This window comes from Thiogranum sp. (genome assembly GCF_058323355.1).
Genome location: NZ_JBTTIO010000086.1, coordinates 1 through 22,966, shown reverse-complemented (window position 1 = coordinate 22,966; position 22,966 = coordinate 1). Strand labels below are relative to the sequence as shown.

General features: G+C 59.8%; 13 protein-coding genes. 4 read left to right on the top strand and 9 right to left on the bottom strand.

Annotated elements, in window-relative coordinates; genetic code table 11:
- Together ACW81B_RS12125 and ACW81B_RS12120 are read right to left on the bottom strand one after the other, a co-directional pair.
- Positions 1-1,653: type I restriction-modification system subunit M (locus ACW81B_RS12125; RefSeq protein ID WP_491580481.1), on the bottom strand; the 1,653-nt coding region annotated here is incomplete at its 3' end.
- Positions 1,654-1,723: 70 nt separating this feature from the next.
- The gene (locus tag ACW81B_RS12120) at positions 1,724-1,894 is read right to left on the bottom strand and encodes a helix-turn-helix domain-containing protein (RefSeq protein WP_491580480.1); all 171 of its coding nucleotides are present in this window, start codon (positions 1,892-1,894) and stop codon (positions 1,724-1,726) included.
- A 445-nt stretch (positions 1,895-2,339) separates the two neighbouring features.
- Between ACW81B_RS12120 and ACW81B_RS12115 the strand changes: the two genes are divergently transcribed.
- Complete coding sequence (locus ACW81B_RS12115) at positions 2,340-10,016, top strand: sacsin N-terminal ATP-binding-like domain-containing protein (protein ID WP_491580479.1); 7,677 nt, start codon at positions 2,340-2,342, stop codon at positions 10,014-10,016.
- A complete protein-coding gene (locus ACW81B_RS12110; protein WP_491580478.1) occupies positions 10,016-12,724 on the top strand; it encodes an SNF2-related protein in 2,709 nt (902 codons plus the stop codon). Before ACW81B_RS12115 ends, ACW81B_RS12110 begins: the two co-directional genes overlap by 1 nt.
- Positions 12,725-13,148: 424 nt before the next feature.
- Here the strand turns inward: ACW81B_RS12110 and ACW81B_RS12105 are convergent, their stop codons facing one another.
- The 5 genes from ACW81B_RS12105 to ACW81B_RS12085 all read right to left on the bottom strand — a co-directional run bounded on the left by ACW81B_RS12105 (position 13,149) and on the right by ACW81B_RS12085 (position 16,969).
- A complete protein-coding gene (locus tag ACW81B_RS12105) occupies positions 13,149-14,753 on the bottom strand; it encodes a DNA glycosylase AlkZ-like family protein (protein WP_491580477.1) in 1,605 nt (534 codons plus the stop codon).
- 166 nt (positions 14,754-14,919) lie between these two features.
- Complete coding sequence (locus ACW81B_RS12100) at positions 14,920-15,276, bottom strand: hypothetical protein (RefSeq protein WP_491580476.1); 357 nt, start codon at positions 15,274-15,276, stop codon at positions 14,920-14,922.
- A gap of 294 nt (positions 15,277-15,570) precedes the next feature.
- The gene (locus ACW81B_RS12095; RefSeq protein WP_491580475.1) at positions 15,571-15,981 is read right to left on the bottom strand and encodes a hypothetical protein; all 411 of its coding nucleotides are present in this window, start codon (positions 15,979-15,981) and stop codon (positions 15,571-15,573) included.
- Positions 15,982-16,082: 101 nt separating this feature from the next.
- The gene (locus ACW81B_RS12090; protein WP_491580474.1) at positions 16,083-16,463 is read right to left on the bottom strand and encodes a hypothetical protein; all 381 of its coding nucleotides are present in this window, start codon (positions 16,461-16,463) and stop codon (positions 16,083-16,085) included.
- A 116-nt stretch (positions 16,464-16,579) separates the two neighbouring features.
- Entirely contained in the window at positions 16,580-16,969 is a 390-nt protein-coding gene (locus tag ACW81B_RS12085) for a hypothetical protein (protein WP_491580473.1), read from the bottom strand.
- A gap of 475 nt (positions 16,970-17,444) precedes the next feature.
- Between ACW81B_RS12085 and ACW81B_RS12080 the strand changes: the two genes are divergently transcribed.
- Together ACW81B_RS12080 and ACW81B_RS12075 are read left to right on the top strand one after the other, a co-directional pair.
- Positions 17,445-17,825: a hypothetical protein gene (locus ACW81B_RS12080; protein WP_491580472.1), complete on the top strand. Its 381-nt coding sequence runs from the start codon at positions 17,445-17,447 to the stop codon at positions 17,823-17,825.
- A gap of 554 nt (positions 17,826-18,379) precedes the next feature.
- Positions 18,380-19,633, top strand: coding sequence for a TRM11 family methyltransferase (locus tag ACW81B_RS12075; protein ID WP_491580471.1), 1,254 nt, complete (start codon positions 18,380-18,382; stop codon positions 19,631-19,633).
- Positions 19,634-19,676: 43 nt separating this feature from the next.
- Here the strand turns inward: ACW81B_RS12075 and ACW81B_RS12070 are convergent, their stop codons facing one another.
- Positions 19,677-19,988 (bottom strand): hypothetical protein, encoded by a 312-nt coding sequence (locus tag ACW81B_RS12070; protein WP_491580470.1) that lies wholly within the window; start codon positions 19,986-19,988, stop codon positions 19,677-19,679.
- A gap of 94 nt (positions 19,989-20,082) precedes the next feature.
- The gene (locus tag ACW81B_RS12065) at positions 20,083-22,629 is read right to left on the bottom strand and encodes a hypothetical protein (RefSeq protein ID WP_491580469.1); all 2,547 of its coding nucleotides are present in this window, start codon (positions 22,627-22,629) and stop codon (positions 20,083-20,085) included.
- Positions 22,630-22,966 lie beyond the last annotated feature (337 nt).

Below are 22,966 nucleotides of genomic sequence, written 5' to 3'. Positions count from 1 at the left end.
AGTCTTCACCAGGGCGGCGTCGGCTTCCAGTGCCTTCTTGATGGCCGGCTTGGCGTCGATCTCCTCCCGGAACGCCAGATAGCCCGGCCGATCGGACTGAAAGATGGAATCCGGGGCCACGCCGAACTTTCCGAACTCGCCGGCGAGCGCATCGACCTCCGACTCGGGGATTCCTCCGATCAGATGGGCCTGGACATCTTCGGGTTCCGGGTCGGGAGTGTTGTCCACGTACCGGCGGATGTTCAGGTTGTAGTCGTGTTTCTCGACGATCTCGGACTTGTCCACCAGATGGGAGTACTTGGGGATCTCGCGTTTGTTGGTGAAGACGAAGTCGATCTTCTCGATGTCCTCGGGGCGGAGCTTGTTCTGGTTTTTGCCTTCGGCGAACTCGCGGTCGGCGTTGATGAAGAGGATCTTGTCCTTCAGTTCGTCGGGCTTGTTCTTGTTGCAGACGAGGACACACGCGGGGATGCCGGTGCCGTAGAACAGGCCGGGCGGCAGGCTGATAATCGCCTCCAGACAATCGTCGTTGATAAACAACTCGCGGACGAGTTTCTCCTTGCCGCCTCGGAATAGGACGCCGTGGGGCATGATCGTGGCCATGTGACCGTCGGCCTTGAGGCTGGCCAGCATGTGCTGCACGAACATGAGGTCGGCCTTCTTGCCGGTCTCGGGGCACCACTCGCGGAAGCGGCTGGTGAACTTCATGTTGGCGCGGCTGTAGTTCTGCGAGAAGGGCGGATTGGCGAGGACGCGGTCAAACCTTCGCACCTGTCCGTTCTCCAGAATCAGCGGATCCTCCAACGTGTCGCCGTTCTCGATGTTGAAGCGGGTGATGTTGTGGAGGATCATGTTCATGATGCAGATCGACCAGACGGTGCCGTTGGAGTCCTGGCCATAGAGGGCGAGGTCGTTGGGGTTCTGGCCTTGCTCTTCGACGTACTGATGCGATTGGATGAGGAAGCCGCCGGAGCCTGCGGTGGGGTCGTAGATCGTGTTGCCCGCTTCGGGCTTGGTGAGTTGGACGAGGAGACGCACGACCTCGGCGGGTGTGTAGAACTCGCCGCCTTTCTTCCCGGCGCTGTCGGCGAAGAACTTGATGAGGTACTCGTACGCGGCGCCGAGCAGGTCGGGGAACTCGAAGTTGTCGTTGACGAGCACGAACTGCGGCTGGTTGAAGTGGTCGAGCAGGTCTTTCCACTTCTGATCCGGGATTTTGGTTTTGCCCTTGATTGCGTTGAAGTCGATGTTGTTCTTCAGGACGCCGGCGAGCGCATCGTTCTCGTCTTCGATGGCGGCGATCGCCTTGTTGAGCATGTTGCCGATGTCGTGTTTCAGATCCTTCAGCGCCGGGACCAACTGACCGTCTTCATCGGTCCATGACTGGTTCCAGCGGGCGCGGACGGGGACGAAGAATGTCTCGCCGTAGGAGGTCTTGTCCTCCAGCAGCTCGTCGATCAGGTCTGGCTGGTGGGCGTACTGCTTGCGGACCAGTTGGCGTTTCAGGTCGAACTCGTCGGAGAGCCGCTTCAGGAACAGCATTCCGAAGATGAACTCCTTGAACTCGGAGGCATCCATCTTGCCGCGGAGGATGTCCGCCGACTTGAAGAGGAAGGACTCGAGTTGGGCAAGCGTGATCTTTTCGCGGGTCATCGGGTCGTGCTCCATCGCCTGGTTGCCCCGTCCACTGCTCCAGCTCTCTGCGCGGTGGTCAGTCGGGACGTCATTTCTTCGGGCTCCGGTTCTGTTTGATGTACGCGTCGAGATCCTTCCGGCGAAAACGACGGTCGCCGCGTTTGCCGATCCGCACGTACGCCAGTTCGCCCTTGCGGGTCCACCGGCGCAGGGTGATCTTGGCTACCCCCAGATAGGCGACGGCCTCATCGAGCGTCATTAGCCCCTGGTCAGCCATCACGCATGAGTGTATCTTACTTGGTCAGAAACACAAACGGGATCGCGTGGGCCTTCTGCGTTGGAGGTGACGGCGATTGCTTGTTCGGCGAATCCGAAGCGCTGCGGCGGTGGGGCGCAAGTACGAGCGCCTTCGCCCGCGATGAAAGGAGACCGTGAATGACGAACGGAATCTGCGTTTGCGGAGCAACGAGTGTGACGGTGCCGGACATGTTACGCGGGCGCCGGAGATGAACCTGCAATGGCGCGAATCGGATTCGAAACGTCATCACAGTTGTCGAGCCCGCGCCGGGGGATTCGGTGCCTCGTCGAAAACGCCGAACCGGTACGGCTCTTTTCTCTCCGCCCGGCCTTCGATACCGATGCCGAGGTGCACACCAAATAATCGTGAACAAGATCCCGGCGATTGACGAACGAATCGGGCAGCCATGGGCGGAATTCGACATACAGCGTTCGACACGATCGAAGACCTGCGACGCAATCTCCGAGACAGGTACAAGGACTGCCACGCTGTCCTGAAGGAGCTCATTCAGAACGCGGATGATGCCGGCGCGACGGAGCTCCACATCGTTTGGCTTCAGTCGATACCGAACGCGCAGCATCCACTCCTCCTCGGCCCGGTCCTCGTCGTCCTCAACAACGCCCGCTTCACCTTTCTCGATTCCTATTCGATTCATTTGGCCGGTACGGGAAGCAAAGGACACGAGGACGGGAAAATAGGCAAGTTCGGCCTCGGTTTGAAGAGCGTCTTCCATCTTTGTGAGGCGTTCTTCTACTTCTCAGACCCGAGTGGCGACGCTGAGCCGGTAGATGAAGAACTCAAGGAATTCGGTCGCACTGGGATTCTGAACCCGTGGCACGGAGAACGTTATGCGGAGTGGGATTCATTCGTCGAGCATGATCAGGAACTGCTTCGCGGTTTGGCCACGCGACATTTCCGTGACAGCGCGTCGGCGTGGTTTGGTTTGTGTCTCCCCTTGCGGAAACGAACACACTGCCAGATCTGCGCAGAGGACAATCCTGCACAATGGGCAATAGAGCCCAAGTACTACGGTGATTCGCCAGAGCCCCCAGAGGACATCTTTGCGGAGCGCCGCTTGGCAGGGATTCAGCCTATCTTGCCGCTGATGTCGACACTTGAGGCGGTCCGCTTCTGGTCGTCTGACTCGAATAGTGCCGTTCCAAGAACGGTGTTGCGTGAGACACGAGAGCACATCGATTGGCGTGGCATGGCGCAGGGACGAGCGAGGCTCGCTGGGTCGGTCACGCTGATCACAGACGGCTCGACTAATAAACAGCCCTATGCCGGCGTCCACGAACTGTTGTCACATGACGCCCTGTCACAGTTGGAACGCGAAGAGGAATGGCCTCATACGGATTCGCAGACGTCATCCGGACGTCGGCGCATGCCAGCCGTCGCGCGACAGCACGCCGGCGTCGTTGTGATCGAGCAGAGCGGAACAGGATTTCTGCGCGTCGATCGCGCTGTCTTTCTTCCTCTGGGCGACCCGCCGCACCCGGAATGCAAGGGCGACAGCGGGCACGCCTTCGAGCTCATCCTGCATGGATACTTCTTTGTTGATGCGGGGCGTCTTGGTGTCGATTTTGCACCGGAAGGCGAGCGCCCGACCGTACGCCAGAAGTGGAATCAGACGCTGTATGAGCAGGGAACCCTTCCGTTGCTCATCCCAGCGCTGTCACAGTACGCCAACGCGATCTCCAGTGACGTACAGCGATTGGACAAGCTACACGACCTGACCGATTTCATCGCCCGAAGCCGTCTGTGGGACGAACATAAAGGCCAAATATGCCGCGACGCTTCTTGGCTGTATCGACTCGACGACAGAGGCGGGCGATGGTGTGTCCTGCCACAAAAGACATCGATCGTCTACCTGCCGGGTGACAGAGAAACAGACCCGCGTCTGCCATTCGAGGTATTCCCTGCGCTCGGCAGTCAGCCGGACAACCGAGCGTTCTCGTTCTGCAGGTTGCCACGACTCGTTCAGCGTACTGAAGAGTCGTGGCCTGACGATCTCGTATCTCAACTACTCCAGAGTGTTCCTGCCTGTGACGTGGTCGGTGATAGCACGAAGCTCAAATACCTGCTCACGACAGCTACTGAGTTTCGTGACCGCCGTGCGCCGCATTTCGTCGAGTCACTGCTCCAGCTGATGCGTTCTATTTTGCGAGACACGCGGCTCCGTGAGCTGCGGGCGCAGGACGACACGATGTCAGCACTCCTTCAGATCCTCCCTGCGAGTGTCGTGTTGCCGATCCCATTCAAGTCGGACCTCGTTCGTGAATCTGAGCGTCTCTTTGAGGCGCTGGTCGCGGCAAACACTGAGATACTGCCCGTTCCCAATGTACTGGTAGAAACCAGCGCTACGAAAGGGCCAGAGATTGGCACAGCAGATGCTCGTTCGCTTCTGGCCGCACTCGCGGCTCACCGACCATCTGGCGCGCAAGAGGACGCGTTCCACACGCTTGTCGGGCAGACGGCAATCACCATCCTCCGTTCTTGGAAGCTGGGCGCGGCCCATTTCATGGCGGAGTTTGGCGATCTTCCAATCTTCTACGCCCGCAATTATTCAGACGATTGCCGCGCCGCACTGTCAGCCACTCAACTGAACGGGAGCCGTGTGGATGGCTTGCTGTTCTGCAAGAGTGCCAGTTTTTGCAAACGGCTTCAATTCTGCCTTCCGGTCGGAACCGTGGTGTTCATTGGCCAACCTGAAGTTGCCACTTTCCTGTCGGACGTACTCGGAGCGATTCCGGCTTGTGATGCTTCGGCGTGCGCCGCGATGCTTGCAGGCGGCCCCCCGCTGGTCCCGGCCACCGAGCCCAGAGCAGAGCTAATTCGGGGCCTTCTCCCTGTCTCGTCCGAAGGGGCATCACCTGTCCTGCGAAAGGCTCTGCGATACCTTCTCCATGGCAAGAGCGATTGCATCGATGACACATCCACGCTGTTAATAGACAACGCTGATGGATGGTCTGCTCTGGCGTCCACGATTCTGGCCGCCAAGGGCGACGAGTGGCGTCTGGTACCCGATTCGTTGACCATTGATCTGGCGCGCTCGCACAGGGAGTTTCTAGGCATCGGTCAATGCAACAGTACGACGGTGCCCGAATTGATGCGGCATGCTGGCGATGCAGTGGTTGACTGTTCGTCTGTGTTGCGCAACTCAGCATGGGTCAAGCAGATTGTTCGAGAGTGGCCGGAATCCAGTCTTGACTCTCTGCGCGCGCTGCCGCTCTTTTTGCGTACTGATGGCGATGCGACTTCAATCACAGACGAGACCTTCATTCAGGGCGACCTTTCGCTTCCGCCGTCTACGGTGTTTCCCAACCTGATACTCGTTCAGGATCCGTCTGGAGCAATTCGGGCAAGATCACTGGCTCCGACCTTGTCCGCGAATGATGTGCTTCGGACGGCGCTAGCATTAGATGACTGTCATCTTCATTGGCGGTTCATCCTTGAGAGCATCCCGTCTGAAGTACCCGAGAATCTCCGAAGAGAGCTGCGATCCCGCCGCTGGCTCCCGGGTCCCAACGGCTCGGCTTTCGCACCGAGCGAAATCATCTGCCGGGGTCACATTGCCGAGTCTATTCGAGAACTGCGAGAGGCGGATCGGCGCGTCCTGCCGAAGGACGATCTGCCCACATCGATTACCAATCACGTCCGTTGGTCGGACATCGAGCCAATGTGTCCTCGTGGCGAGGAACTGTATCGGCGACTCGGGGAAGCTCTCAGGGGTGTGCCGCGGTTCGCTGTCGGCATACACACCGTCAACGAGGCGAACCTGGGCGACTTCATCGATCTGTTTGCCGAGTCGCTAAGCGTTATGCCGGCCGCCAGTTTGTTCAGCCAGCTTCGTGACAGTGGCACCGGTGGCGTGCAATGGATTGCTCGGCACTTGCTCCCGGCTGTTCAGGCCCCGCTGCCTCACAATCGTGTCCGCGATGTGTTATTGCACGTTGCTTCACGACATAGGTGTTCGAGCACCGCCTTGCGACGTCGATGCCTCGAACTGTTCAACAGCTTTCTGCGAGAGGTATCGCACGGTTCTGATTCGCGCCGGATACTCCCCGAGCTTCAGCTCTTGAACCGGGAGGGTGGCTGGTGTGCAGCATCACAGCTAGCGGTTTCAGGGTATAACATTGCCAACTCACACCTGCTGCATCGATCACACGTCGATGCACTGCAGCACGTCTTGGCTGACGAGGGAGATCAGTCGACGGAGTCGGACCGGCCAAGAGACCGGGCGATCGGTGGACGCACATTCGATCAGGACGAACTAGCTGCAAGCGCAGGAGTTCTTGGCAAGTATCTTGAATCATGGCGAGCTGAGGATGTACCCGATGATGCGATCGCTGCCGTAGTTGCGATGCTGGGCAACAACGACGGTTACCCGGATCTCTACGAAACGCTCCGTGACAGCCGACCGCTCACCGCTTTACGCAACTTATTCTCTTGGCAAAAGGCGGTAACTGGATCGTGGGGACTCCGTGAGCTCATGGACCGGCAGCATTTTTTGATCGTCCCTGCCGACGCAAAAACGGTCGAAGCAACAAACCTGTTGGGCCAGAGATTCAGTCCTGCGGTCAGCAGCCAGTTGGTATCTCTCTTCGATGGATTTGACGGAAGCGAGTACTACCCGCTGCCGCAAGACCGCCGGTGCTATGTCATTCGCCTCAGACAGATCGACCCGGAAGTTCTTCCGACAGACCAGAAGCTCGAGGTCCTCGGCTGTACGGTCCAGGCTATCCGTTCGCTGATACATCGCCAGAGCAATGACGAGTTCGTGACAATCTGGAGCCAGATCACTCACGTCGGGCAGCTAGATATTGAGATTGCCCAGGACCTCATCCTTGAGTCCAGTGCAATGCTATTGGAGACACAGCTATCCGTTCGTCACGCCATTACCTTGCGAGAAGTATTCAACGCTTGGCATCGGGTACGACAACAACTACAGACAGCTGCGACAGCCGACGAACAACAACTCGCTAATGCGGAACGTACGAGGGTATTGGGGGAGCTGCGGTCTCTTCTCGTGAACGATCCCGACACGCAGCGAGTGCTTCTCACCGAGATATGCAAGCGCCTCGGCGCGGCGAGCTATAACCAAGCGTCGATTCCCTTCGAGTTGTTCCAAAACGGCGACGACGCGGTAGTCGAGCTCGAGAGTCTTTGCGAGGACGATGACGTGCTCCAGCGTGCGCGTCCCACCGAGCTTCGGTACCGTTTCACCGCGGAGACAGACTCAATCGACGGCCAGCCGGTCTTGCGATTCATTCACTGGGGTCGTGGAATCAATCAGTTTCGAGTTGGCTCAGCAGATGGACGCGATCGCGGCTTCGATCGAGATATGGAGCGGATGCTCGTCCTGCAAGGATCCGGGAAGGACGATGAAGACGGGGATGATGAGCGAACAGGCAAGTTCGGCCTGGGTTTCAAAAGCGTGTTCTTCGTATCGGATTCTCCGCGAGTGCTCAGTGGATCTCGGAGTCGCTTCCGCGTTCTTGGTGGTGTCTATCCAAGCCGTCTCTCGGAGTCGGATGAGGAGCGATTGGAGGCAATCCTAAACGATCTGGGGGATGCGAGGCACAGAGGTACTGTGATCGAGCTGCCACTTCGAGACGCCATGGACGCGGCTTCGGTTCTGGAAAGATTCCGAACGCTGGCCGGTTACTCAGTTATATTTGCGAGGCGGTTGCGTCAGTGCACTGTTGGCCAGGCTGGCAAGCCGGACTTCGCCTGTCATTGGAGCCCCACGGAAGTTGCACCGCGTGTCGAGATCGGCACGGTCAAGTCGAGTGAGGGCGGAACCACTCCCGTGATGGTCTTCCGGCTCGGCCCCGACAGGTACGGAGCCATTCTCCTAGCGACCGACGATCACGGTATAAGTCCTGATCACCTCAACGGACTCCCGGAAGTCTGGGTCACGACCCCTACCGAACACCACGGAGCTGGAGGCGTGCTTGTGAATGGCAATTTCGATGTCAATCCGGGCAGGACGCAGCTCCGCAAAACCGAAAAGAACGAACAGCTTGCTCTCGAGATGGGACGCGAGTTCGGCGAACAGTTGTGTAAGCTCTACCAAGCATCTAAGCACGATTGGACGACAATGCGCTCTACGCTGGGATGCAAGGTTGCGACCCGTGACGAGTTTTGGACATCCCTGTGGCGAACCTGTGCACCTCATTCAAGTAGCGATTTCAAACATGGGGTCATACAACGAATTCTCTTTGGCTCAGAGTACTGCGGAATCCTTCGACTGATTCGTGGCGCCGATGCGATGCCAACAGACTTGCACGGACGATACGGATGCTTGACATCCATTCAGAAGATAGCTTGGTGTACGTGCGGCATCCTGGAGCAAGCCGACGTATGGGAGGCTGCCGCGAACGGCCAGTGGATCAGCGACAACATCCAACTAGGTGAGGTGATCGCGTCCTCCATAAGTTCCGTTCTCGATCGCGTATCCAGCATCACAGTGCCGTCGCTGACGCTTGCCGATGTTTTGGACAAGACAATTACTGACAGTCCTTCTGTTTCGCCCCAGGTTGCAAATGACCTCGGTACGTTTATCACACCGGGACGGCTGCGAGAGATGGAATCGAATCGGAACTGGGCTAAAGAGGAGAAGCAGATACGCGAGTCACTCTCGGAGCTGAAGTTCCGTTCCGAATCGGGCGTCTGGAGTCCGGCCGCCCATCTGTTGCTCAGCGACGCGCCACCATCTCGTGTTGAGGAGCGTCGTCGTGCCGCCTTCGCGCCTCTCGGGCACCTCTTATCTCGTGAGTACGAGGGCAACGGCGTGCAGTTCTTCCTCGCGTGTCGCAAAGAGATGCAGGCTTCTGCCGAACAGATGGCGCATTGGCTCCTGGAGGTAAGCGAGGCTTCACAGAGAAAGGCGGGCTTGGAATACCTCGAGCAGGGTGAACTAAGTCACCAAATGCAGCAGGTCTTGAGTGAGCGGTCTGGGAAAGTCGACCAAAGTTGGCTGGGAGATTCTGAAGAACGAAATGCAGCGATGCCGGACGATCCCGATCGTCAAGCTGTCGTCATGGGCAAACTAGGCCGGGGTGAGGAATTCATCGAGGAAAGCACTCGCCATCTTGCGCCGGCCCCCGAAGTCCCACACTCGCCCCGACCGCCTGGTGACGTTCTCTCTGATATAGTGAAGTGGTGGCGACTCGAACGCCAGAAGATTCTGGAATGTCACGATCACAGGGTATTTCCAGGTGGCCGACTGCCTGCTATCTCGTTCTCGGCAACAGCAGAGCAGCTCGCAAGCGACATGGAGACTCGGCGTGAGTGGATGATCCTGTTCATGCGCGGTGCTATGCATCGCTTTGGGCGAGTGACGGACTACCAGAACCGCGACTTTCTCCACCTCTGCATCGAACGCGAATGGCTTGACATTCTGTCCGGGCCGACTGACTCGCCTTCCCGTTGGTTCGACGTCATGGACGATTATCTGGACAGCCTACAGGGGGATGCCAAGTACTTTAAGTGGATGAATCAGTTTCTTGCGTTCTATCAGCTTGCTCGATGGCTTCCCGAATATGTGCGGGCGTTCGAAGCAGTAACTCGGCCCGGTGTCAATCTCGAAAACCTCAAGAGTATTCGTGACATCGCAAATCTCCGGACGAGTCATGTGTTCGCCGGCTCCACAGGGTTCGATGCGCCGCCATGCAGTCGTACCCTGGGTATGGGATCACATTTTGTCCTGCGGGAGGTGCTTCGTGCCCGACTTCGTGACAATCCGGGTAATTACTCGCCCGCACCGCAGCTTGAAATGATGGCATACGTTCCGTCCCTTGCGATCCGCAGGCTTCTCGCTGGTATCACGGGCAAGTTGGATTTGCTTGTCGACAAGACGCCACGGGCAGGCCAGTCGAAGCGCATCGCGACACTTCTCTCCGAATACGTCGGGCCTAACGCATCATTCGATGGCTGCTTTGACATTCCGCTGCTATCGCTGACGTGGCCACAGTTCCAGTCTACTCGCGATGACCTCCTGGGCGGCGACGGCCCTTGGGGAGATCACAATATGAATGATTTTCTTGAGGAGCCGCCTCCCGAGGAAGGGGAAGACTGATGACCTCCGACTTAGATCGAGGGATGAAAGTACGTGTGCCTGGCTACGGCATGGGTGAGGTGCAAGCCGATCTAGGAACGACGGTCATCGTGCGCTTTGGCACGAGCATCCACGAATGCCAGAAAACCGATGTGACCGTCCTCCAGAGCCTCGTGGAGGCGATCAGATCAGGGCAGGCCCACTCGTCGCTAGATGTAGTGGTCCGAATGCAAGCAGAAGCCATCGCCTCAATCAATGGTGCTTGGGGAATGTTTGCGCGAAGTCGCATTGCGCTACTTCCGCATCAGCTCTGGGTCTGCCGCAAGGTCCTAGAGACTTGGCCCGCTCGCTGGCTCGTTGCGGATGATGTCGGCTTGGGCAAGACGATCGAGGCCGGGTTGATCCTATCAGCTCTTATCTCACGGAGGCTGATTCGCAGGCTCTTGATCCTCTGCCCGGCATCGTTGGTTGAGCAATGGCAATACCGCCTGCGCATAATGTTCGATATTCGCACAAGTATCTACGCCGCTACAGCGGATACTGACCGGAGTGACTTTTGGAATACGAATCCCCAAGTCGTGGCCTCTTTCCACACGCTGAGACTGGACAGCAATAGTCGCCATCAGCGTATTCTAGTCGCGGATCCATGGGACCTAGTAATCGTTGACGAGGCACATCATCTCAATGCCGACGGGCAAGCGGGTCCGACCTTGGGCTTTCGGCTAGTGCAGAAGCTTGTTGGTGCTGGACGTGTCCGGTCCATGGTGTTTTTCACCGGTACGCCGCATCGCGGGAAGCCATATGGTTTCTTCTCGCTCCTGGGGCTCTTACGGCCGGACACTTTCGGACCAAAGCGGCCCCACGCGGAACAGCTACGACAGTTACCAGGAATCATGATCCGCAACAACAAGCAAAACGTGACGGACCTGCACGGCTCCAGACTATTCCAAGAACCTGTCGTACAGAGCCGCACGTACAGCTACTCCGACAGCGAAGAGCGGTTCTACAACATGTTGACGGAGTTCATCGTCACCGGAAAGACGTACGCATCCAGCCTCGGTGGACGTGACGGTCGTGCGGTGATGCTTGTCTTGATCGCGATGCAGAAACTCGCGTGCAGCTCTGTGGCGGCGATTCTCCGTGCTCTGAGGGGTCGGCTAAACCGAATAGGGGCGGCATCGAAGTCACTTCGTGAACACCGCCAGGGTAACCAGCTTGTGTTGCAGCGACAGGAGGCCGAGTCTAACGCCGAGTTTGACGAGATGAACGAGCTCGATGAGAAACTTGCTGAACTCGAGCTTCGGCTGATGGACAACGAGCAGGAGTGGCTTGGACGTCTAATCACGGCCGGTGAACAGGTGACAGTCGAGACAAAGATCCAGGCCGTTCTCGCAGCAGTGCGATCGCTAGGATCAACGACATCAGTGCTCTTCTTCACCGAATACAAAGCGACCCAATCGTTGTTGATGTCGTCATTGATAGCCGAGTTCGGCATTGACGCAGTGTCGTTCATCAATGGCGATGGTGAGGCGAAGGAGGTTCTTCATCCCGATGGACTGAAGCGAACGATTCGTGCGCGCCGAGAGGATACCGCTACAAGATTCAATGACGGGGTAGTCCGCTTCCTGGTCTCGACCGAAGCCGCCGGCGAGGGCATCGATCTTCAGGGGCATTGTCATACACTGATTCACGTTGATCTCCCATGGAACCCCATGCGACTTCATCAGCGTGTTGGACGACTGAATCGTTACGGGCAGAAGCACCGCGTACATATCACGAGCTTCCGGAATCCATCAACTGTTGAGAGCCGGATCTGGGATAAGCTCACGGAGAAGATCAAACACATCAACGTGGCGCTGCGCCAGGTCATGGCTGATCCAGAGGACATGTACCAGCTCGTACTGGGCATGACGTCGCCAGCAATGTTCACAGACGTATTCGCTGACTCAACTCAGGTAGCGCCGGACAAGTTCGATGCGTGGTTTGATCAAACGACTGCGCAGTTTGGCGACAAGGACGTCATCGACACAGTCAAGGACCTCGTAGGCAATTGCGCGCGGTTTGATTTTCAGGATGTCTCAAAGCAACTACCCAAAGTTGATCTGCCGGATATGGAAGCATTCATCGCGGGAATGTTGGTTCGAAACAGGCGGCAACCACGCAGGGATGTCGACGGTCTGTCGTTCAAGACGCCAGACGAATGGCTGACAGAACCCGCGATACTGCCCGAGTACAGCGGGATGATCTTCGACCGAGAGAAGGCGGAGGCTGGTGCCCCCGAGCGCCTTCTGGGAATCGGCCACACACTGGTCGACAAGGCAATGGATCAGGCGCAGGATCTCGAAGCCTGTTTGGCCGTGGTAACTGGGCGCAAGCTGGAGCACCCGTTGTTGGCCTGTCGTGTGTTCGACAGGGTCACAACCGGAGGGGCTGGGCGACCGCCATTCGTTTGCGGCGCAGAGCTCCGCGAGGACGCAGTGGATATCATTCCGGATTGGGTTTTACTCAAGAAGCTGAATGGATTTTCTCCGCATAGTCTCGCCCGAATGGGTGGGAGTTGCGTCTCTGTGCCAGATGCGGTTCTCAGCCGTATGTCTGAGGTGATTGACCTCACGATTGAGTTCTCAGAATCAAAGGGGGCAACTTTCCGGCAAGCGAGCGCTGAGGTGATCGCTGTTCTAGTTCCTTCGAGTGCTGCTTCTTCGAACCAAGACGCAGATGCGACCTGATAAGCGGTTGTTGTCAGCGATCTCAACTGATAGATGACACACAGATAGACCCGAACGCGCAACCCCTCGTCGATTTTGCCCAGGCTTGGCAACCTCAACATGCCCGACGCTCCAAGACTTCCAGCACCAGCACCAGCATTAGCATCTCGCGATTCACCGTTCCGGTGACCCGAACGAGTCGGCCACATCCGTTAGCTCGATTTCGATCCGCCCATTACTGACCGGTTTGGCCTGCCCGATGACAGTCGCGCCGAACCGAAGGCATCGTGACACCAACTCCCGCCGGATTGGAGATGGAGTTCGCCGGACGCTTACGCTGTTTTTCGTGCTGCCTGCAAACACACGTCCGACGTCGCATGTCCAACTGTCCGCTGCACCAATCTCATTCAAGCGATTCGGCCAAGTGACCATCGCGCGAGAGTTGTCACCGTGTTCCGAATCGCGCGATACGCCATCCCGTCGGCTTCAGCCCAAGCGCTTCGGCGTAGCGAGCGAGTGCGGCCTGCACCGCTTCGCCGTCCCGGCTCGCGGCGGATGCTGAGTTGGCTGTCCCCTCGAATCGGCATGACAGGACGCGCAGCAATCCCCTCCTGCGGTCGGCCTTCAGGTCGAAGCGGGCGACGAGCCGTTCCCCCGCGAGCACGGGCAGGCAGTAGTAGCCGTAGGTGCGTTGCGCGGCCGGCTTGAAGATTTCAAGAACTTGGTCGAAGCCGAAGAGTCGTTGGACGCGGGCCCGGTCCCACAGCAGCGGGTCGAACGGCGACAGGAGGACGCCACGGTCACGCCGCGGTCGCACGGTCTCCAGTCTCGCGGCCAGCTCCCGATCCTCGGGCCGGATCCAACCCGGTGTGGCGCGCCCGCTGGGGTTCTCAAGCGCGCACGGCATGACCTTCCCTTTCTCGACTAGACGTTGTAACGCCGCTGCGATGTCTTTCCTGTTGTTCCTCAGCCGCCACGTCGAGGCGAGCGTTCCCGTCGTTGCCCACCCGTGGCCATCGAGTGCCTTGAGCAACAGGACTTCAATGCCATCTCGCTTGGTGAGCGGTTTGTTCCTCACATCATCGGGGATGACACGCTCGGCAAGATCGTAGGTTCGTTGGAAGTTCTTGCGCTCCCGGATGGCCAACTCCCCGCTTGACCAAAGCGCCGTGGCGACGCGTTTGGCGACCTTGAGGTTCCACCATCCGCTGCTCCCTCGACCCTCCATGTCGATAGAGCGCAGCGGGCCCTCGTCTCGGATGCGGCGGCGGAGCTTGCGTGCGACCTCGGGGTTTTCGCCCACGACGTCTCCCCACCAAGGGTGATGGCGGAACTCGCGTCGGCGAAACTCGAAGGCGGGATAGAGTTCGAGGGGAATCCAACTCGCCTCGTGGCCCCAATACTCGAAGTGCGGCGTGCCCGGCTGGAGGAGTTCCTCGCCCAAGGCGGGATCGAATCCCTCCAGCCGCGACAGGAGAACGATCGTGTGGCTCCGCGCTCCGGCGATCGACACGGTGTCGAGTTGAAGGTATCCGAAGCGCCGGATCACGGCGGCAGCGGCGTCCCTGGCCCGCTTACCGCGACCCTTCGCGCGCTGCGGGAGTCCGGTCCACTCGGGCTTCAGCAGGCCTGCCTTGGCGAGTGCCAGTCGTCTTGCTTCACGAACGGTCAGTAGCTCGACGCCACGATCTTCCGATGATGGGACGCGAACCGTAGATCGCTTTGCCCGTCGGTCGGATGCTTCTTTGGCCTGCGCGATGATCTGCTCGATCATGCCGGCCTGCCCGACCATCGCTTCCTTGCGTGCCTTGCTCAGCTTCTTGATGCGTCCTTCCACACTCAGCGCAAGTCCCTTGGCGCCGATCACCTTCTTGAAAACCAGATGCAACGGGCCTTTGCCTCGAAGATACTTCGCTCCCTTGCTATTGGACTCCCGATGTTCGGCGAGCCGGCGAGACACGTCCGTCGCAATCCCCGTGTACATCGCGCCGTTCCCGCACCGCAGGATATAGACGGACCATCGAGGCGCGATTGGGCGGTCGTTCGGCATGATAGGATTCTAGCGTCGGCGAAATCCTCGTCCTATCTACTCGTTCACGAGTCTTCCGACTTCGCTGTTGCCGGGGGACGCATGCGGGCTGATGGCAGATCAAACGATGCTGAACGGCGGCACATCGGCAACGTCAGGGCAAAGGCGTCGCAGCACGGCCGTCGCCTCAAGAGCGGTCAGGGCTTCGCGGGTTCAGTCGCCGCCAAAGCTCCTCCGAAGCCAGGAACGGAAAGTCGTCCCACGGGCCGTCGTCCAGGGACAGCCCGTCCCGCCACTCCTCCTCCAGCGTCATGCAGCGAGTTGCGACGCGAGCCTGTTCTGCGAACCGGTCGGCGTCCGTGTCCACGCCAAGCTCGCGCAGCTTCTCGAAGATCGCGTTCGTCGTCCAGTCGGCAAGTCCGTCGTATCGCCAGCCGAGCCCCTCCTCGCGGTGACGTTGAGCCTGCTCGGTGAGCTTCTCGTCGGTTCCGTCCTCCAGCGCCTGCCTGAGAACGAGATGGACTTGTCGCGGTGTTACGTTCATGGGGTGCCAAGTATGCCGCGTGCCGTGCGAAGCCGCAAATGCCTGTGCGGACCGGCACCTCCATGCCCGAAAGGCAGTGTCTGCCGGGCCCCTCCGGGGCCCCGTCTTCGAAGGAACCTGTGTGGGTATGCGGAACGATCGCCAGCGGGTGGAATATCATTACGCCACATGAGGTCGCTCGATGCCGTACTGTCGAAGTCGTCTCCCTCGCCGCACATAGAACGATCGATGGGCGTCGCTCCGGCGCGAGGGCGATTCCACGCAACTGTAGCCCGAAATTATCGGCGTCTGCGTTCAGACAATGCACTCGATGTCGCACATTCGCCCCTCGCCGCATCCGATGCACTCTTCAATGTCGGATGAGGGCTGCACCAGCCCGCACGACTCGCAGAACGTCTGCCTGTCGTACTCCATGACCTTGGCATCAAGTTCGACCGAATCCCCGGTGTGGGCGAAGCTCCCGACGCCCTCAATGTACAAGTCGCCGCCAACGGCGCGGAAGGCCTCCAGCTTCAGGCCACCGATCACCAGCACCGGGCCTTCGTCGTCGTTGCCAAGAGCATCGATCTCCAGCACCGCCATCTGGTTACTGTCGGTACGGATGAATTTGCCATCGACTACTATCTCGGTCACCTTGTCCTGAACCGTCACCTCGTCATCGGCGTTGAAGTGTCGCAACGCCTCTATCACTTCCTTCACGGTCATATCTGATTCTCCTCCGGCCTCATTGCCATAGTATTATACACCCATCCGTTTCAGTCTCGTGAACGGCTCTCGGCGATTGAGTTTGCCGGTTGGACACGGTGCTAACCTTCCGGCCTGCACAGTTTCTTGAGAAGCCACTCGCGTTCCCCGATTACCACCTGCTTGGCGGCTACCTTCAGGTCGTCGGCTTGGCTCCCGTCGTAAAATGCCCGCGCGTCCGCCAGCAACTCTCCGCGCGTGTGCTCCATCGCCAGCTCCTTGAGGGCAGCCGGCGTGATGTCGTCGGAGTCCGCCAGGAATTCATCCAGCTCCTCCAAACGGCGTCGCGGGGCGACCATGCACTCCGACGGTCTCTCCAGGCAGCGATCGCAGACCGGTTCGTCGCAGCGTTCGCAGTAGTCGATCTCGGCGGTCAGTGCCCGGCAGTGCACGCATGTCTCCATGCCGCCGTCGCTCTCTCCGTGCTGCTCAGACGTCGTCATGCGCTCCTCCATTCGTTCTGTCCGGATGTCACTCGTCCCCGGGAGCCACGAGTTCGTCCGTGATCCTCCACCACCTGTTCTATCCTGGCGAGTGCCGGAAGGCTGATCATTAGGGGTCAATCGTGGCCGTCACAGAGATCGCGGAACATGTCGAGGATGCCATCGATCACGCCGAGGCAGACGTCATCCACGGTTGACGCACGGTCGAAGTCGTTCCATTGGCACAGCGTGCCTTCGGTCTTCTCGATCATTCTCATGATCTTGAGCACGATCGCGTTGGACTGCTCGACCGTGAGTCCGCCTTCCTCGGCAGCGCCTAGGATTTGCTTGAGGATTCTCAGTACCATCCCTTCAGGTGATCCTTCCAGATTGACCACGTATTGATGGCATTCATAGCACATGCCGTCGTTCACTGCCGGGTGTTCCTCGCATATCTCGCAAATCTGCATCATTCCGACCTCCTCGGGCATTTCGCCCTTGAGTCCACCATTTTCACCCCGGGCCAACCCCGTGGTCTCCTCTACCTGATATTACCCCGGTGTCTCGGCGCACTGATTTCGTGGGTTTGCGAACGCTCAGTTCCCGTGTCGAGCGAGCACGGTACCGACGTCTAAGAGGCTGCGACTTGACCAAAATGGGATGCTGACAGGCTCGGCTCCGGGCAGGGCGTGAATTGAGGGCCGGCGCAAGAATGCGCGCCCTACGGATTGGGCTGAGCGGTCATGTGGCCATAACGGAGTCTACCGCCCATTATGCTCTCAATGCCCGTACTGACTTTGAGAATTGGGCGACATATGGCCCCCCGATGCCGCGTGACGCATCTTCCTTCGGACAAGGTCTGACAGTTATGGCAGCTCGTATCAGGTTCCCGCCGCACGCCATGCCCATTTGGTTTCCAGCCCGTGGGTATATTCCATTGGAGGCCGGGTGTCGTGCCGGGCCGGGGATGATGACTTTCTCCAAGAGGGGAAGGAGGCCGAGATGGGCTTTGATCTGTACGGGGCAAGTGGACAGTATTTCCGGGCGAACGTTTGGAGTTGGCGTCCGATCGTGCGTCTGATCTGCGAGACGGGCGTATTGCCGAAAGACGATCCTGATATCGTTTGCATCGCCACCAACGACGGTTACCACGTGGTCGGCACACTTGCGGTGGCGATTGCCGACGCGCTCGACCGCAGACTCGCCAGGTCGCCGGGCATCGAGAAGTTCACGCTCGGTCCCGGTATCGGCCCGTATGTGGATGAGAAGGGCGTCCTCACGGACGCGCCCGGGCTGCCGGCCTACGAAGCGGATCGTGAGATGGTCCAGGAGTTCATCGCGTTCTGTCGGTCCTGCACCGATGGGGGTTTTGAAATCTTGTGATCGCAGGACGGGTGGGACACCCCGGCGGCACATTCACGCCGCCGGGAGTGAGATCGACTCTGGAGGGTGGCGGCGTGGGATCGTCAGGGCCCCTCTCTTCGAAGGGAGCCGTGTGGCTCTTCGGGGACGGGACGGACGACAGAGTTCCATCGGGTGGGATCTCTCTCCGATCCGTACGGGACATCCGGACATGACACACAGTTTCCGCTGGTTCATTGGACTTTCCTGCCGGGCGATCCGCGGCATCACCATCCCAGCGTCGCCTCGACGAGGCAGTCCTCGGGCGTTCCGCCGTGCTGTGATTCCCAGTCTATTCGAAGCAATCCGTAGGCCCCGTGGGAGCGATACGGTTCCGCCCAACCCATCCACGGATTTCCAGAACCATGTCCAAATGTCCACGGAACGAAGATGCCCTCAGAACGCATGTAAGGTGCGATCTTGCCCCGTGGGGCCTGTTTGGAGGAAGCGGAAACAAGCTGGGCCGGTTCTTGTGCCGATCCTTATCACTGGGGGATGTGGACGTTGACACCGACACCCCTCTTACGGAGACCCCGATGGGCCGTGGACGCCAAGACGGACTGCAGGAATCCTGGGCCGGCCCGACGCCGTGTCTGGATGCGTTCCCCGGCGATCACAGGCTCGATCGCGCGGAACTGGACCTGTCCGAAGGGACCTCCCGACGCAGCCCTTTTCCGTGGCAGGGCCAGTTCTCGCCGCAACTCATCGGCTCTCTGCTCAGCGCGTTCTTCCCCGACAGGCCGCGGATCATCGATCCCTTCGTCGGAAGCGGAACCCTTCTGCGGGAGGCGGCGCTAACGGGGATGTCGGCGGCGGGCGCGGAGATCAGCCTCGCGGCGTTCGCTCTCGCCCGAACTCATGCCTTCGCCAATGTGGGAACACGGCGTAGACAAAGCGTGCTGCGAAGGGTCGGCTCGTTGATAGCCACGGCTCCGGCGGGTGGCGTGGGCGTAAGGCTCGCGGAACTCGCCAAAGCCGAGAAAGATTCCGACGTTCGCACGGTACTGGATGCGTTGGTCGTTCTTCTGGACATGGGCGGCAGAGAACGAGAGGAAGTGCGCGTCGAGCGCGCCTGGTTGCGGCTCCGGTCGGCGGTCGAGGAAATGCCCCGGTCGGATGCGCCGATCGAAGTGGTCAGGGCCGACGCCCGGACACTACCTTTCCCGGACGGGTCCTTCGGGGGCGCTCTGACATCTCCGCCGTACATCAACGTCATCAACTACCATCAGCAGTACCGTGGGTCGGCGGAGGCGCTCGGCTCCCATGTGCTCAGCGCCGCCAGGTCGGAGATCGGCTCGAACCGGCGGCACCGGAGCAACCGCTTCCGCATCGTCGTGCAGTACGCGCTCGACATATCCGCCGCATTCGCGGAGATGGCCCGGGTGTGCTCGCCGGGTTCGCGCCTCGTCCTGATCGTCGGTCGCCTGTCGCGTGTTCTCGGCACGGCGCTGCACAACGGTGAGCTTGTCGCCCGCGTCGCGGTGCGCGCCGTGGGGCTGGAGCCGCTCGCCCGCCAGCAAAGAGGGTTCACCGGTCGGTACGGAGCGTGCGTGCATGAGGACATTCTTCACTTCCGGCTTCCGGGCAAGGTAACGCCGCTGGCCGACGATGCGCGAAGCGAAGCGATCGGCGTGTTGCGCCAAGCCTTTGACAGGGTGCCGGATGAATCGAAGGAATCACTACGCCGCGCCGTCGCCGAAGCGGGGGACGTTGAGCCGTCCGTGGTGTACCGGCCATCCGAGCGGCATGGCTGTTTTCAGGACGACAGGGCGTCGGTGCCCACTGGCTGATGCCTGCCCATTGATGTTTACAGGACGATGGGAAAAGCCCGGATTACGAAGCGCGCTTCCGGATCGGTTTGGGATATGTTAGCCACGATCCGGTCGCAGCGTCCTTACGCATTTCGGAGAGTTCTTTTTCAAGACCTGCGATGGTCTTCTTCTGCACAGCTTTCTCTTGCTCCAGTGCTGACACGCGATTGGCCAGCGCGGTGAAGTCTCGATCACCGGATCCGCCGCCCGCTACTACGGCTGACAGCATCAGGCACACACCGACGACGGCTGCGAGACAAGTCCTTCTCATGGCATCACCTTTCTGGTCGGTGAACGGCGCGCGTGCCCCGGCGTGACGTTTACTCCAAGGCATGCATCGGGAATCTGCGGACTTTGATCGTGTCGCTGGGTTTCAACCGATCCGTATTGGACCGTGTTGTATCCAAGTGTTCTCGATGTTACCGCGCTCACGGAGCTGCGCGAACCGTGCCCCATGAGCCCGCGACGGGTGTGGCATTCGCCCCGAAGCCGAGGACGCTCGATCTGACCGGAACACCCTTTCCTGCGCGTGTCGTGAAGTGCCAGTCGCCGGTGCTCGCGCGGTATCTTGCCGGGTCGTCCAGGCCATCGCCGTCCCAATCACCCGCCACTCCGGTGTCGATGGCCGGGTCGCCCCATGACCAGTTCTGGTCGCGGTACGTCGTGCCCCAAATCCATCGGCGGTCGTTGTCCAGATCGAACTGCCAACCGGTTGATCCGTTCGGTGCGTTGCTCAGGTTGCTGACGCCATCGCCTGTCCAGTCTCCGACCAAAGGAATAGATCGAGCGTATTGCGTGTCGAGCGCTTCGCCCGCGCCGTCCACGCGATCTCCGTCGAGATCGAGGTGCCACAGGTTGTCAGGCGTCGTGAACCCGAGTCCGGAGGTTCCGTCGCCGTCCCAGTCGCCCGCGATGGCTATCGAGCCCGCGTCTGCGCCGTAGGTGAAGCTCGCATCGCCGGCGTCGAACACCCCGTTGCCGTTCATGTCGAGCATCCATGCGTTGCCGGATGCCGATGGCGTCATGACGCCGATCTCGTCGAGGCCGTCGCCGTTCCAGTCGCCGACCACGGGTTGGTCGCCCGCCTGCCCGAACGTCGTGGTGAAGTCGGCCACGCCGTCGAAGTCATAGTCGAACGCCCACTGCCCCGCGTCGAACCAGCCAATGCCGTCCTTGGGATCGTTCGGGTCGCCGACGTAGAAGCGCGTCGCGGCAAGCGGGTCGGAAGGCAGCAACGTATGAGGGACGGCCTCGACCGTCACATCGAAGCTGCCGCTGTTGTCGATAATGAGTCCCTGCTGTTCGGCCACGCCGAAGAACAGGCGTGTCGCCCCCTTCGGAATGACGACCAGATTCGACGATCCGATGACGAATACCTGCTGGAGCAGCGGCGTCTTTGTCGTGATGCCGGATGATGACATATAGGGCAGCAGGCCGGATGTCGGCAGTGCGGCGGTCAGGAAGACGCCGACGAGGGCACCTTCCTTGTAGTCGGTCATCGCGGTCAGGCCGAACACCTGACTCAACCCGTTGGGGCGAAGCACCCAGTTGCGACCGTCGGGCGTCGCGGCGTTGTTGCCGCCGGTGACGACGACGCCTGTTGCGGTGAAGCGAAGTTCCTTCCCGGCCCACGGTGAGATGTCGATCATCACCGGCGAGTGCTGAGGTGCGTTGCTCGTGAAGCCCGTGAACGGCCAAGTAGCGGTGGTGCCGTCGGGCTGACCAGCCAGATAGATGTCGGTCGGACCGGGAACCGTGATCGTCTTGGTCAACTGCGTAGTCGAACAGCCGTTGGCATCGACCGCCGCACCTGTTGCGGTAGCCGGACAGTCGTCCGCGTCGTTCATCACACCGTCGCCGTCGTCGTCGAGTTGATTGGCGGCACAGCCATTGGCATCGACGGACAATCCGACACTCGTGGCCGCACATGTGTCGCTGCAATCATTTACACCATCCGCGTCAGCATCCTTCTGCGAACAGGAGCAACCGACGGCATCGACCGTCTCGCCGGATGGGGTGTTCGGGCATTGATCGAGACCATCGACCACGCCGTCACTATCCATGTCCGTCGGCGCGGTGCTGTCGGTCTGCCCGTCGTCTTCGTTTTCGTCCGTGTTTTCGTCGTCAGCGGCTGAACTCTCTTCGCCGTCGTTTGACGCACTGTCGTCGCGGGTGTCGGAACCGTCACCGGCATCCTCAGCCGAGTTATGTTCACCATCGGTGCCAACCTGATCTCCGTTTTCGGCGCGGTCTTCCCTGCCATGGTTCTCATCGCATTCGCCGAGTTGGTCGCCGTGAGCGAGATGGGTGTCCACGGCCGAGGAACCGACGGTAATCGTGTGCGGTTCATCTCCTTGCCCCGGCGGCATATGACAGATCGTGACGCGCTCTTCGTCATCGTGCAGCCGGCCTGTCTGGAATGCCACCTCGCCGAGCGAGATGGTGCCGTCGAAGTCGGCCTGTGTTTCGGCGCACAACGCCAACTGCCCGTCGCGGAACAGAGCCAGTGCTTCGGGCGGAATCGGCAGCTCAGTGGGATCGACGGTGACGGTGCCATCTTCAAACGTTAGCTCGAACGGCCCGACCGTGATGTCGGACATGCAGGGGTCATCTTGAACCCCGGCGATTCGGAACACGACGCCGGCGTGCGAGGGCTTGCCCTTGGCGATTGCGCCGCGCGCCTTCGCGGTGGCACCAGCAAGAGCCACGACGATATCAGCGGGCACAAGCGTGATGACCGCTGCGTCCACCGTATCCTGTGTGAGTTCGACGGGCAGTGAGACGGTATTGGCTTGCTCGGTGGCCACATCGGCCTTCGCTGAGAGGGCATTGTTCCCGGTGTAGTCGGCCATCTTGACGGCCAGCAGGTCACCCGTGGTGGATGCGGTGGTCGTCAGAAACGATTGTGAGCCGCAACCGGCCATCGTAAACAGTACGCATAGCGCAGGTACGGAATAAAAGCGGCGTGTCATCATCGATATGTCTTCTTTCCCTATGGAATAACGGCGTCCGCACGAAATGGGGCCATCGTTGTCGGGCTCGGGCGTTTTTCGGACGCCGCAATCCGCGTACTGGCCGTGCCGATGCGGAAACTTGATCCACTTGACTCTACGATATCACTTGTCCAGACGTCGGGTGCCTACGGACCACAGGCCGCAAGTCGGTTCGCACGGCGTCCGTAGGTGCGTCGACCACTTGAGCGGGTTCGGCTTCTTCTGTTATCGGCTGCGCTGTCCGCCGCGCTGCGACGCATCGCCTACGGCACCAGATGGCACTCTTCGAGCATCTGTAGGCGTCCGGCGACGTTCCAGC

Excerpts from the sequence above, each read along its gene's own strand:
- ACW81B_RS12120 (WP_491580480.1), bottom strand. The coding sequence starts at position 1,894 with ATGACGCTCGATGAGGCCGTCGCCTATCTGGGGGTAGCCAAGATCACC.
- ACW81B_RS12115 (WP_491580479.1), top strand. The coding sequence starts at position 2,340 with ATGGGCGGAATTCGACATACAGCGTTCGACACGATCGAAGACCTGCGA.
- ACW81B_RS12110 (WP_491580478.1), top strand. The coding sequence starts at position 10,016 with ATGACCTCCGACTTAGATCGAGGGATGAAAGTACGTGTGCCTGGCTAC.
- ACW81B_RS12105 (WP_491580477.1), bottom strand. The coding sequence starts at position 14,753 with ATGCCGAACGACCGCCCAATCGCGCCTCGATGGTCCGTCTATATCCTG.
- ACW81B_RS12100 (WP_491580476.1), bottom strand. The coding sequence starts at position 15,276 with ATGAACGTAACACCGCGACAAGTCCATCTCGTTCTCAGGCAGGCGCTG.
- ACW81B_RS12095 (WP_491580475.1), bottom strand. The coding sequence starts at position 15,981 with ATGACCGTGAAGGAAGTGATAGAGGCGTTGCGACACTTCAACGCCGAT.
- ACW81B_RS12090 (WP_491580474.1), bottom strand. The coding sequence starts at position 16,463 with ATGACGACGTCTGAGCAGCACGGAGAGAGCGACGGCGGCATGGAGACA.
- ACW81B_RS12080 (WP_491580472.1), top strand. The coding sequence starts at position 17,445 with ATGGGCTTTGATCTGTACGGGGCAAGTGGACAGTATTTCCGGGCGAAC.
- ACW81B_RS12075 (WP_491580471.1), top strand. The coding sequence starts at position 18,380 with ATGGGCCGTGGACGCCAAGACGGACTGCAGGAATCCTGGGCCGGCCCG.
- ACW81B_RS12070 (WP_491580470.1), bottom strand. The coding sequence starts at position 19,988 with ATGCCTTGGAGTAAACGTCACGCCGGGGCACGCGCGCCGTTCACCGAC.
- ACW81B_RS12065 (WP_491580469.1), bottom strand. The coding sequence starts at position 22,629 with ATGATGACACGCCGCTTTTATTCCGTACCTGCGCTATGCGTACTGTTT.